We start from the raw sequence: 13,387 nt of genomic DNA, 5'->3' as shown, positions 1-13,387 counted from the left end.
AAAAAAAGCAATATTAAAATTGCTTATTTCATTCAACTTGAAAAAGGGTTTTGTCCCTTTTTAATTTGTTTACCAATTGTTTCCATTCTTTCTTTTGCTTTTTCTCATTCACTTAACATTTTGTTTAGTTCATCAGCTTTTCTACCTGAACCCTTAATGATTCTGATTCTTCTATTAGGGTTCTTCTTTAAAAGAGATGGATTTCTTCTTTCTTTTAGAGTCATAGAAGATAAAAGCACTTTTCATACTTTCATCTTTTGTTCAATATCATTAATTTTATCTTCAGTAATTTTAGGAGAATTTGGAAGCATGTTCATAATTGAACCAATTGATCCCATTTTTGAAAGTTGTTCCATTTGATTCATTAAATCTTCTAGATCCATTTTTCCAGATAACATTTTTTGGAAAGATCTTTTAACAACTTTTTCATCCAAGTTTTCAGCAGCTTGTTCAGCTAATGTAATCATGTCACCAAAACCTAGGATTTTATCAACAATTCTTTCAGGGTGGAAAACATCTAGCGATCCTACTTTTTCCCCAACCCCTGTTAATTTAATTGGAACATCTAAAATTGATCTAAGAGATAAAGCAGCACCTGCTCTAGCATCAGAATCCAATTTAGTAATTACAATCCCTGTAAGGTTTAAATTATTATGGAATTCTTGAGCAACATTAGTAATATCTTGACCAGCCATTGCATCCACCACTAATAAGATTTCATCTGGGTTTGTTGCTTTTTTAATTTTTTGCAACTCTTCCATTAATTCTTTATTTGTATGCAATCTACCAGCAGTATCAATAACTACTAAATCATTTTTATTTTTATCAGCAATATCTAAAGCTTCTTTAGAAGTTTTTACTGGATCTTGTTGTTTTTTATCATAGAAATCAACTTTGATTTCTTCAGATAGTGTTCTCAATTGATCAATAGCTGCAGGTCTATAAATATCACAAGCTACTAACAATGGTTTCTTATCAAATTTACCTTTTGCAAAACTTGCAATTTTTGCAGCTGTAGTAGTCTTACCAGAACCTTGTAAACCTACCATCATTATTTTTAATTTCTTTTTTTCAAAATCAATTGTCTTAGTTTCAGATCCTAAAACTTTAATTAATTCTTCTTTAATAATTAATAACAACGCATCTTCTGGTTTTTGTCCAGGGTCTACCATTGTTCCAACTGCTGCTTCTCTAATATTTTTAATTAGATTTTTAGTAACTGATAAATTAACGTCAGCATCCAATAATGAAATTCTAATTTGTTTTAAAACCTCAACCAAATCCTCTTCTTTAATTGTTGAATTCTCAAGTTTCTTCTTCATGTTTTTAGAAACAATAGATGCAATCATTGATTTAAACATATTAAAACTCTCCTTATTTACACTCTAATAATTTTATATAAAACTTTTAATAAATGAAATTTATCTTTTCTTTCTAAATGGTTTAATAACTTTAATTCCAAAAAATACTAAGATGAAAAACAAGAATGAAGCAAAAACTGAACCAATACATATAAAAACAATATTTAAGGGTGTTAATCCATCAGCAGGATTTTTAACAGTTAGAATTGTAAAGATCATCCCAAAGAAATTGATAAACCCAATTAGTGTTGCAACAATATATGCAAATAATACTGTTCCTCTTTCTTTGTCTTTTTTAGATAATTCATCTCTTTGAATTATTTTCATTCTTAAAGATTCAATTGATTTTCTTAAATTAATTTGTTCATCTATTTTAGTTACAATTGGTTTAATTTGACTCATCCCATAATAGTCATCATATCAACTGAAAGATAGGTCTTCTAATTTTTTAATTTTGTTTTTGTGATAAGTTGCATGATTATTAGCACAATCATATGCAAAGTCTTTTTCAACACTTACACTTTTTCAAAGTCTAGATTGAATAAAGATTTGTGCTCATAAATAGTTTTCATATAAACCAGTTGGTACATAATCATCATTTGTAAATAATTTGCTCTTACTAATTTTAGTATCATTTTTTACTATAAACATTGATGGCTCATCACCAACAAAAGACATGTAATCATAATTAAATTCACATTTAGTTTTATTAATCATGTCCATAAAAGATAATGTAACTTTTCTATTGTTAATATTAGTTGCTTTAATAGTATCTAGTAATTGATCATATTCAATAAAATTACCAGTAGCTAAATCCATTCCAAATAATTCTGGGAAAATAACCATTAAGAAGAAAATTTTTAAATCAAAGTTTTCATTAAATGTATCTTCTGCAGTTGCAGACTTTATTCCAGCTTCTAAAGCATAAATTTCTACTGAGAAGATTGGCATCCCAAATGAAAACTCATAAATATTTTTTTGTAAGTTAAGGGTTTCAATTAGTTCTTCAGCAGTTTTAATTTCTTTAACCTTTTTAGATTTTGTATTATCTAAAAAATTATGATTTAAGAATTTTGCTAACTCATAGAAATCTGTTTCCACATTTTGGTTTGGGTCTTCTTTAATTGTTGATGGTTTATCTAATAACTTTAAAATGATTTCAGGATTCTCGTTTGTAAAGTAAATCTTCAATTCTTCATATAAAGCTAACATTATTAGATTAATAATTAAAATAGAGAAGAATAAATCAGTTTCAAAATATTCCTTTTCTTTAGGAGTAAGTTTTTTAAACTGTAAATATTTTCTATTAATAAAATAATCTCAGTTGTCTTTAATATCTTGAATAGTTATTTCTTCATAATTAATTTTCTTATTTGGCTTATGTTGTTTAACATTATGCTTACTATTCTTATTTACTTTTTTAGATAAGATTTCAAAGTCTTTATTTCCATTACTTATAATTGTTAATAAATTATCTAAAGATAATGGATAAAGTTGCTTAGATATAAAGTGTTTAATCAAAGAATGTAAATATATTGAATTTACCATTTCTTGGAATTCATTTTTAGAATCAGATATTTGTTCTAAGTTAATTGAAAAACCACCAGATAACATCTTAGCTTCATCTTCTAAAAAGAAAGAAAGTTGAATATTTGATATATATTTTTTTAAATATGAATTTCTATCAATTTCAATTAAGAAATCATACTTTCTTTCGTTATCAAATTTAGACTTATTAGCATGTGCATAAAAGTTGTTTTCAAATGTTAATGGTTTAATATAAACTGGCTCATTAAATCTATTTTTTTCAAAACAATATAATAAGTCACTTGTTGATGAACCTGTTTTTGAAACTATTTTTTGTAAGATTAAATTTAACATTAAAAGGATTTTAGAGCTTTTAGTTAAACTATCTATTTCATTAAATTTTTCCATTTCATCTTCATCAAAACCCTTTTGGATTTTTGGAAGAATTTTATTAACTAAAACTTTATTTGAATGATTAGATAAACTTTCAAAAAATTTCTCGTTAATATTTTCGATATAAAAAGGTCATATATTTTTGACTTTTATACCATTATATTTATTTTTAATTTTTGACATATACAACCTCCTTAGTAAAATTGATTTTTCTTTTTCTTTCTAAAAATAAAAGGAATAAAGATAATGTAGGAAAGAATTAAAAACAATATTATAGCAAACACACTTCCAACTAAAATTACTATTAAGTTTGTGGAGTTTACTTCTTGTAATTCTGCTTGTGTAACAGTTAATATAGAAAAGACACAAGTAAAGAAATCTAAAATACCAAAAATAGTGGCCGAGACAAAAGTTGCAGCTAGGTTTCTTCTTTCTTTACCTTTACCAAACAACTTATCATCTTTTGTTATTTTTTCTTTTAAGAAATCATTTAACTTATTAAATTCATAGAATGAGTCTATTTTGTTAACAATATTTTTAACTTGTTGAATTCCATAATATTCATCCATATTAGAAAGTCTTAATATCTCAAGTTCTTGTAAATAATTTCTTAATTCTCAAGGCTTTTCTATTTTTGCAATCTGAACATCTTCTTCAATGTTTTGTAATCTTCAAATCAAAGTCTTACCATAAATGAAAGATCAAAGGTAATTGTTAAAAATTCCATCTTCTTCCATCTGCAAATTCATTAGATCTTTGTCTTTTATGTCACTATTACTATTTTTGATTATTAACCCAGAGAATGAAGCATCTACAAAAGTTACATAATTATAGTTTCATTCACATATGTTTTTATAAACTAGTTCTTTTATTAAATTGTTTCAAGAAGAATCAAAATTGATACTTTTAATATTTTTATTAAAAGCATCATAGTTTAAAAAATCTGCAGACAATAAGTTAATTCCCAATATATCTGAATCAAAAGCTAGAAGAAATAATATTTTTAAATCTTTAGAGTTTACAAAGATATCTTCATAATCATTTAAGAAAGGAGCATTAATATTTCTATTAAGTTCAAAAATTGTGGATATAGAACCAAATGATTCATTCTCAAATTTATCAAACTTAATTAGAGCTTCTAATGCATCTTCTGGATTTTTTATATTTTTCATTTTTTCTTTACCAAAATGGAAAAATCTATTTTTAATTAAATAGATTAATTCATAGAAATCTTGTTCACTATTTTGGTCATCATTAATTTTTACAAATTCAATTTTTTTAAGTAAAGGTAAGTAAAGTTCTGGCTCACTGTTTGAAAAATAGGTTTTTAATTCTTCATAAATTGCTAAGCAACATAACATGACATTTAAAAAACCATAAAATAAATCATTTTCTAAATATTTTTTCTTTTTTAATAAGTTAGGATTTTGACTATTAAAAACTTTTTCTTTTAAATATTCATTTCATGATTTTTTTAGTTCATCTAAAGATTTTTTATTTACTGATTTTGATTTATTAATATTCTTATTTTTTTTATTTTTTAGTTTTAAAAAATCATCTTCAGTATAAAGATCCATTAAACTCAAAATATTACTTACTGAAATTGGAGATAATTCTTTATGAATAAAACTTTTTATCATTGAGTTGTAATAGAATTTTTCAATAATTTCATCAAATGAATCTAATTGTAAAAATTGCCCACTATTTAAGAAAAAACCACCTGAAATATTTTTCTTTTTTTCATCAATTACAAAAGCAATTTCTATTTGTTCAATAAAGTTATATAGATAACTTTGAGGATCAATATTTAAACAATAAATATATCTTTTTTCAGCTAAAGTATTACCAATAATTTTTAAATCTTCAAATTCAAATTTTTCAAATAAAAATAAAGGTTGTCCTCAACTTGTAGTTTCAACAGTTGAAAATAAGTCATAAATTTTATTCCCTGTTTTTGCTACTAATTTTCAAATAATTTGGTTCAATAAATATTTAATATTATTGTGATCAACAATTCCTTGAGAATCAAAAAATTTAACTGATTCTTCAGGATCTAGTTTTGCTATCATTTTTTTATTTTTTGATTTTACTGAATTGTGTTTATTAATGTTAGTGCTTGTACCACTAAAGAACTTATTATCTACTTTTTCTATATAGAATGGTAAGAAATTTCTGATTTTAAATTTTTTGATATATGAATTATCTTTTTGCATTTTCTTACCCCTAATGTTCATTATTTTATTTTTTCATATTTAATAAGTTAGTTTCAATCCAAAAATAAACTTTTTGCATATATTATTCTAATTTAACTAAAACCAAAAAGAGCAAGTAATTAAAAAATAATAGCATTAACAGCCATATAAATTAATATGTTTGTTAATTTGCTATTATTTTTTAATTAATAATGACTAATCATTTTTAACAATTGAATATAAACATTGAGAATAATTGTTATCAATTGAGTTTCATGATGTAGAGAAATAAGAGTAGATATTATTTGATGTTGTTGGATTTGTTACAGTGCTATTACTAGTAACAAGAGAGTTTTTAGAAGTATAAGAATATTCTAATGATTTACCTGAAGCCAATTTACTAGTAATAGCTTTTGTTGCATCATCAAAAACATCATAACCTTTATAAGTAGTTCCATTAATTTGATAATCAGAAATATTTAATAAGCTCCCAACACCAACAGTTTGATATGTTGTAGTGAAATTGAAAACCTCAGTACCTCAATAAATTCCTACAACTTTAAAACTAGAATTTGTTGAGTTAGCATCATCACTTAAATTAGCAACAACCATACTTCCAGAAGCACCAGCTACTGAAGTTGCATCAAATAAACCGTTTAATCCCACATTTACATAATTAGTGGCAACACTTGAAGTTGAATTGTAATAAACTATTTTATTTTCTTCTTTTCATTTTTCATCTGATTGATCTACATGACTCTTTCCTGAAGCATGAGCTAAATAATTTGCTGTTGTTATATTAGAATCAGCTATTCCGCCTGCTGGTGTAGCAATTGGAAAATTTGAAAGACCAACTCATTCAATTTTAGCTCCACCACCTGTACTTAAATTTGGGTATCCCCCCATATAGTATTTTCTTGTATAAAATTCATTTGTTGAAGTTGTATTTTGAATAGGATTACTATTATTTAAACCTGAAACTGGGGTACTGTAAAATTGTGTTGGATTTGCACCATATCCATTTTTTAATCAATTGCTAAAATTTTGGATAGAAGTTTGAACAGCTGAGTTACTTGATGAAACATGACTAGTTAAATTTGTAGTACTAAAGCCATATTTTAGAATTGCAAAATCAAGTGAATTTTTATAATTAGAAGAAGTGTCATTTGGATAAGCTTTTCCAAAACTAGAACTTGTATTACTTGAGTCTGCTAAATAAACAACTTCAGGTATTGATGTTTTAACATCATTTAGATTTCCTGAACTATAGATTGGAGTAGTGTTACTAGAATAGTTAATGTAAGAAACTGCAGCAGAAGATAATGAATAACCTGTAAAATCTTCATTATCTGAAACCTTCTTATTTCCATATGTTAATGCAGCTGCAACATGGATATTTGTAGCAATATAATATGTATCTGAATCTTTTTCTTTATTAAAGATTCAACCAGTTCCAAAAACTGCTCTAGTACTAGAACCATTTGATAAATAAAAAGATAAAGATAAACTTCTTTCAGCTACATACTTCATAGCCTGATTTGATGTTGAGCTAGTATCAACCATATATTGAGTAGTAATATTAGGATTAGAATTAAATGAAACTCTATTTCTAATAATAAGATATGCTGTTAAACCACTTGCAATAAGAACAATTGATAAAATTAAAAAACTTATAAGTGATCAAAATAAAGATTTCTTTTTCTTTTGAGGTTGTTGATATAAATAAGGGTTTTCTCCACCTATTGTATATTGATCATATAAATCATCTTCTCTACTAGATTTTCTTCTATCTGGATAGTCTTCATCATATTCATCCGGATAATCACGTTCTTCTCAGTCATCATCATCGTCATCATAGTAATCATCACGATATTTTGCATCTTCATGACCATAATCTCGATCATCATAATAATCATCTTCATAGTCATTTTTTCTTCTTTTACCAAATCCTAAAAAACCACCTTTGCCCTTAGGTTTTTTAGTTTCTTCAAATTCTGGTTCTTCATGATAATCAAAATCATCTTCATATCTTTCACCTTCTAATGAATGATAATCTTGGTCATATCCATATACTGATTCATCATCATATGGTGGATAATCATCATAAGTTTCTTGAACATCTTTATTTTTCTTAGATTTTTTAGGTTTGTCTGTTTTCTTTTTATTACTTTTTTGTTTTTCAATTTGATCAAAATCTTGTTCAGGTTCAGTAAAGTAGTCATCAATGTATTCAGGATTTTCATCATGAAAAAATTCATCACCATAATAATCTTGGTGATCATCATTTTTGTTTTGTTTTTTTGATTTCTTAGTTTCTTCTTTTTTATTCTTTTCAGTTTTAGTTTTTTTAGGTTGCTCAAATTCTGGGTTTTGATCAAAGTCTAAATCCCTATTATAGTATTCATCTTCTGGTGGATAAAAATCATCTTCATGATCATATGGTTCATCAAAATCTTTATCAAAGGTTTCAACATTTTTATTCTTCTTAGATTTTTTAGGTTTATCAGATTTTGGATTTTGATCAAAGTCTAAATCCTCATTATAATATCCATCTTCTGGTGGATAAAAATCATCTTCATGATCATATCGTTTGTCAAAATCTTTATCAAAGGTTTCAACATTTTTATTCTTCTTAGATTTTTTAGGTTTATCAGATTTTGGATTTTGATCAAAGTCTAAATCCTCATTATAATATCCATCTTCTGGTGGATAAAAATCATCTTCATGATCATATCGTTTGTCAAAATCTTTATCAAAGGTTTCAATATTTTTATTTTTCTTAGATTTTTTAGGTTTATCAGTTTTATTCTTTTTGTTATCTGTTTTTTTCACAGGTTCAAATTCTAAATCTTCTTGGTTATCAAAATCCATTCCAAAATCATCATAATGTTTATCTTCATAATCATCATGATATTTATCTTTTTTAGCTTTTTTATCTAAACCTGATTTTTTACTTTTTTTCTTACTTGGTTTTTCAAAAGAATCTTCATTGTTGTCATTAGAGTTAAAAAATTGATCATCTTGATTTAATTCATGCTGATCATCATAATTTTTATCTTCATCATCTTTAAAAGAATCAAATTCATCTATATCTTCATAATCGGTATCAAATTCAGATTCATCATCATAGAGTTCATCCAATTCATCTCTTAATTGGTCATCTATTTTTTTAGATTTATCTTTTTTATTAGTTTTTTTATTCTTTTTTGCCATAACCATTCCTTGAAATTCAAACAATATGGTTCTTATATAAATAATAAAAGATAATATTATTTAAAACAAACACAATAGAATTTATAATAAAGGATAATCTTAATTTATACACAAATTTTGTTATCTCTTTTTTATTAAATTAAAGTTAAAATGTTAATAAATTATAATAAAATTTACAAGTATGATTTAAATAAGTGTTATAGAAATTAATATTATTAAATCTAATTAATATAATTAATATAAAATTACTTATAATATTTATAATTATTAATGCTAGTATAACTTATTACAAGAATAGAATGGAGTGAACATGGCAATTAAATCAACACACAAGTTAATTGATGATAACAAAAAACCTCTTACTAAAAAAGAAATCATTAAGCTTATCAGTAATAACTCAAACATTAGTGAACCTATTATTAAAGAATTAATTGAAGACTTATTATCTTTAATTAAAGCAGAGCTTGATAGATGTGAACAGTTCAGATTGTTTGATTTAGGAAAGATTAAAGTTAAACCAGGACACAAAAAATTAACAACTAACCCATTAACTGGTGAAACTTCTACTGAATGAACTAAAAGTAAAATTAAATTTGTTTTCTCAAAACAATATAAAGAATTAGTTGAAACTTTTTATACAGAATCAGAAGATCTTAAATCAAGAGAATAATTTATTCATATATATTAAAAAACTCCTTTTATTAAGGAGTTTTTTTAATCCCATAATTTAACCTAGTTTAAAAATAAGTAATAAAAAATATCTTTTAGTAATTTACTAAAAGATATTTTAAATATATAAGGTAATTAATCTAATTCAAAAGCACCAGTATAAAGTTGGTAATAAGTTCCTTTTAATTTGATTAATTCATTATGAGAACCTTGCTCAATGATTTGACCTTTTTCTAGAACAACAATTCTATCACTATTTTGAACTGTAGATAAACGGTGAGCTATTACAAATACTGTCTTATCACTCATTAATTGATCTGTTCCTTTTTGAACTTCAACTTCAGTTCTTGTATCAATTGATGAAGTTGCTTCATCTAAAATTAATAAAGGAGTGTTTGCAATTGCAGCTCTAGCAATTGATATCAATTGTCTTTGCCCTTGAGATAAATTAGTTCCATCAGTTACTAATTCTGTATCAAAGCCATTTGGTAAACGACTTATAAAGTCATAAGCATTTGCAACTTTAGCAGCTTCATAAACTTCATCATCTGTTGCATCTAATTTACCATATCTAATATTTTCTTTAATTGTTCCTGTAAATAAATTAGTATCTTGTAAAACTACAGAAATAGATAATCTTAAATCTTTTTTAGAAATGTTTTTAATATTAATTCCATCATATAAGATTTCACCCTCATTAATATCATAGAAGTTATTAATTAAATTAGTAATTGTAGTTTTTCCAGCACCTGTGTGTCCAACAAAGGCAATCTTTTCACCACGATGGGCTTTTAAGCTTATTCCCTTTAATGCTAAGTTATCTTTATCATAACCAAACTTAACATCTTTTAATTCAATATCACCTTTTAACTCTATTAATGGTTTATTTGGATCCATAGAATCTTTTCAAGCCAATATTCCAGTAACTTCATTAGCTTCAACTAATGTTTTATTTTCATCATATTTAGCATTTACTAAAACTATTTTACCTTTATCAATTTCAGGTTTTTGATCTAATAATTTGAATACACGATCAGAACCAGCAAAAGCTAAAGCACATAAAGGAGTTTGTTGTGAGATTGAAGAAACATATCCACCAAAAGTTCTACCGAAAGATAAGAATGAAACTACAATTGCTGGAGTAATTATTCCACTAGTACCTTCTGAAATTGAAACATTCATAGCTCCTAGACCATTATTATTTGGAACCAAACATAATGCTGCACCAACAATTGAAATAACAACATACATATAGTTTCCAATACCATTTAGAATTGGCCCAACCATATTCCCATCTTCATTGGCTTTTGAAGAAAATTGTTTTACTTTTTTATTTACCTTTTTAAAGTCATCAATAATTTGTTGTTCATGTGAAAACACTTTAATAACTTTAGCACCATTCATAGTTTCTTCTACAAAACCTTCAAGTTCAGCAGTTACCTTTTGTTGCTTAACAAAGTTTTTAGAAGATCTACCCCCTAATTTTTGAGTAACTATTACCATTGCTATTGCACAAACAAATAATAATAATGTTAATCATAAAGAGAAATATAGCATTGCTAAAGTAACAATAATTAAAGTAAACCCAATATTAAAGAATTGAACTAAGCTTTGAGAGATGAATTGTCTAATAGCATCAATATCATTTGTATAGTGACTCATGATATCCCCATGCTTGTTTTGGTCAAAATACTTAACAGGTAAAGATTCCATTTTTAAAAACATATCTTTTCTTAACATGTTTAAAGTTCTTTGACCCATAATAGCTGTAAGCCATGAATAACCAAAAGAACCAATCAATCCCAAACCATAAACTACTGCACAAGAAATGGCTGTTGCTATTAAAGTATATAGAACATTATCTGTTGGAACTCCATTATCAATTACTGGAATAATTACATGATTTGTTACTACATAAACAAATATCCCAGTTGATGCGGTTGCTGCTGCATTAAGAAAAGTAAAAAAGATAATAAGAGGCATAAGAAGTTTATTACTTTTAAAAACATACTTGACTAGTCTTCAAGCATTTTTAGAAACAGTAGATTTTCTTTTATTTGCTTGCTGTTTCATTTTTCTTACCTCCTATACGATTTTGAATAGCATAAATCTCTTTATAAATGCTATTAGTTTTTAATAACTCTTTATGATTTCCAAAAGCATCTATTTCACCTTTATTTATTACTATGATTTTGTCAGCATCTTCGATAGATGAAATTCTTTGAGAAATAATAATCTTAGTAGTTGAAGGAATATATTCTTTTAATTTAGTTCTTATCAATGAATCTGTCTTTGTATCAACAGCACTTGTTGAGTCATCTAAAATTAAAATTTTTGGTCTTCTTAATAAAGCTCTTGCAATACACAATCTTTGTTTTTGACCACCACTTAAATTTGTTCCACCTTCTTCTAAGTATGTATTGTATTGATCTGGAAATCTAGAAACAAATTCATCAGCTTGTGAAATTTTACAAGCTTCTATAATTTCTTCTAGTGTTGCTTTTTCATCTCCCCATCTCATGTTTTCTTCAATTGTCCCTGAGAATAAAACATTCTTTTGTAAAACAACAGCAACATTTTTTCTTAAAGTATCTAGATCATATTCTTTAACATCTATTCCACCTACTTTAACATTTCCATTTGTAACATCATACAAACGTGAAATTAAATTAATGAAAGATGTTTTAGAAGATCCAGTATCTCCTATAATTCCAATAGTTTCACCTGAGTTAATTTTTAAATTAATGTTACTTAATGCAAATTTTTCTGAATCTTTTACATAAGAAAAATTAACATTATTGAATTCAATTGACCCATCTTTAACTTCATAAACTGGATTTTCAGGATTATGTAATGTACTTTCTTCTTGTAAAACTTCAACAATTCTTTTTGATGAAGTAATAGAAATCCCTACAATTACAATAATCATAAATAGAGTGGTTAAGTTACCTAAAACATTTACACCATAAATAATTAATGATGATAGTTCACCATAAGTAACAGGAACTCCACCTAATTGTAATAAACCAATTGATAAATAAGCACCTAAAATTGCCATTAAAGAATAACAGAATCAGAAAAAGAAACTATTAATTGGATTCATTAAAGCAATTATCTTTTCTGCTTTAATAAAGTTTTTTGCAATATTATCAGATTCTTTTGCAAACTTTTGCTTTTCATATTCTTCTCTTACATATGTTTTTACAACTCTAATCCCTTTAATATTTTCATGGATTGAATTGTTTAAACTATCATAACGATTAAAAATCTTTTTAAATAATGGATATACTTTATAGAAAATAAAAATAATTACCCCACCAAGAGTTGGAATACATAGTAAGAATATTCAAGCTAATGATGCATTAACAACAAAAGCCATAACAACTGAAAAAACAATCATTAAAGGAACCCTAATTACAATTCTAATAATGGTAGTAAATGCATTTTGAACATTGACCACATCAGTTGTCATTCTTGTTATTAAACTAGATGATTGAAATTTATCTATATTTTCAAAAGAAAAACCTTGAATCTTTTTAAACATATCCAATCTTAAGTTGTATGAGAATCCAGCTCCTGCTCTTGCACAATAAATTCCTGATAACACTCCAAAAACTAATGAAATTGTAGTAAGGATAACTAATAGTGATGCATACAAAGCAAAATTGTTTCAGCTAACTGAACCTGTATTTAGAATTGCTTCAATTTCATTAATTAATAAAGAAATTATAAAAGGGATAATAGCTTCACAAACCGATTCTAAAGCAACAAAAATAATACTCAATCAAGAGTACAATTTGTTTTCTCTAATAGATTTAAATAATATTTTGGCTGTTTTCATATAGCCCCTTCACTGCAAAATTTTTAAAAAATAAAAAATGCAGTTTTATATACAATATTTATTATATAAATTTGTAAATTAAAAAATTAAAAAACTTATTAAGAAAAATGTAAAAAATTGCTTTTTTTATGTTAAACATTTTTCTTTTTCACAAGTATATAAAATTTATAGAGAGTGTTCTAACTATATTC

The 13,387-nt window shown here is 25.5% G+C and carries 7 protein-coding genes; 1 reads left to right on the top strand and 6 read right to left on the bottom strand.

Features of this window, described 5'->3' with window-relative positions; all coding sequences use genetic code 4:
• Positions 1-23 precede the first annotated feature (23 nt).
• The 4 genes from ffh to MYPE_RS01300 form a co-directional block, all read right to left on the bottom strand.
• Positions 24-1,361, bottom strand: coding sequence for a signal recognition particle protein (gene ffh / locus MYPE_RS01315; protein WP_011077079.1), 1,338 nt, complete (start codon positions 1,359-1,361; stop codon positions 24-26).
• Positions 1,362-1,421: 60 nt separating this feature from the next.
• A complete protein-coding gene (locus MYPE_RS01310; protein ID WP_044891222.1) occupies positions 1,422-3,464 on the bottom strand; it encodes an MPN338 family protein in 2,043 nt (680 codons plus the stop codon).
• A gap of 11 nt (positions 3,465-3,475) precedes the next feature.
• Positions 3,476-5,494: an MPN337 family protein gene (locus MYPE_RS01305; protein WP_044891221.1), complete on the bottom strand. Its 2,019-nt coding sequence runs from the start codon at positions 5,492-5,494 to the stop codon at positions 3,476-3,478.
• A 195-nt stretch (positions 5,495-5,689) separates the two neighbouring features.
• A complete protein-coding gene (locus tag MYPE_RS01300) occupies positions 5,690-8,686 on the bottom strand; it encodes a DUF31 family putative serine protease (RefSeq protein ID WP_044891220.1) in 2,997 nt (998 codons plus the stop codon).
• A 310-nt stretch (positions 8,687-8,996) separates the two neighbouring features.
• On the opposite strand from MYPE_RS01300, the gene MYPE_RS01295 reads away from it, so the two are divergent.
• Positions 8,997-9,356 (top strand): HU family DNA-binding protein, encoded by a 360-nt coding sequence (locus tag MYPE_RS01295; RefSeq protein WP_044891219.1) that lies wholly within the window; start codon positions 8,997-8,999, stop codon positions 9,354-9,356.
• Positions 9,357-9,490: 134 nt separating this feature from the next.
• Here MYPE_RS01295 and MYPE_RS01290 read toward each other — a convergent pair whose 3' ends face one another.
• Positions 9,491-11,428 (bottom strand): ABC transporter ATP-binding protein, encoded by a 1,938-nt coding sequence (locus tag MYPE_RS01290; RefSeq protein WP_011077074.1) that lies wholly within the window; start codon positions 11,426-11,428, stop codon positions 9,491-9,493.
• Positions 11,409-13,196 carry an ABC transporter ATP-binding protein gene (locus MYPE_RS01285; RefSeq protein ID WP_044891218.1) on the bottom strand — a complete coding sequence of 596 codons (1,788 nt, stop codon included), beginning with the start codon at positions 13,194-13,196 and terminating at the stop codon, positions 11,409-11,411. Before MYPE_RS01285 ends, MYPE_RS01290 begins: the two co-directional genes overlap by 20 nt.
• Between the last annotated feature and the right edge of the window lie 191 nt (positions 13,197-13,387).

The organism is Malacoplasma penetrans HF-2 (genome assembly GCF_000011225.1).
GTDB classification, from domain to species: domain Bacteria; phylum Bacillota_I; class Bacilli_A; order Mycoplasmatales; family Mycoplasmoidaceae; genus Malacoplasma; species Malacoplasma penetrans.
This window is presented reverse-complemented; position numbering and strand designations above follow the sequence as displayed.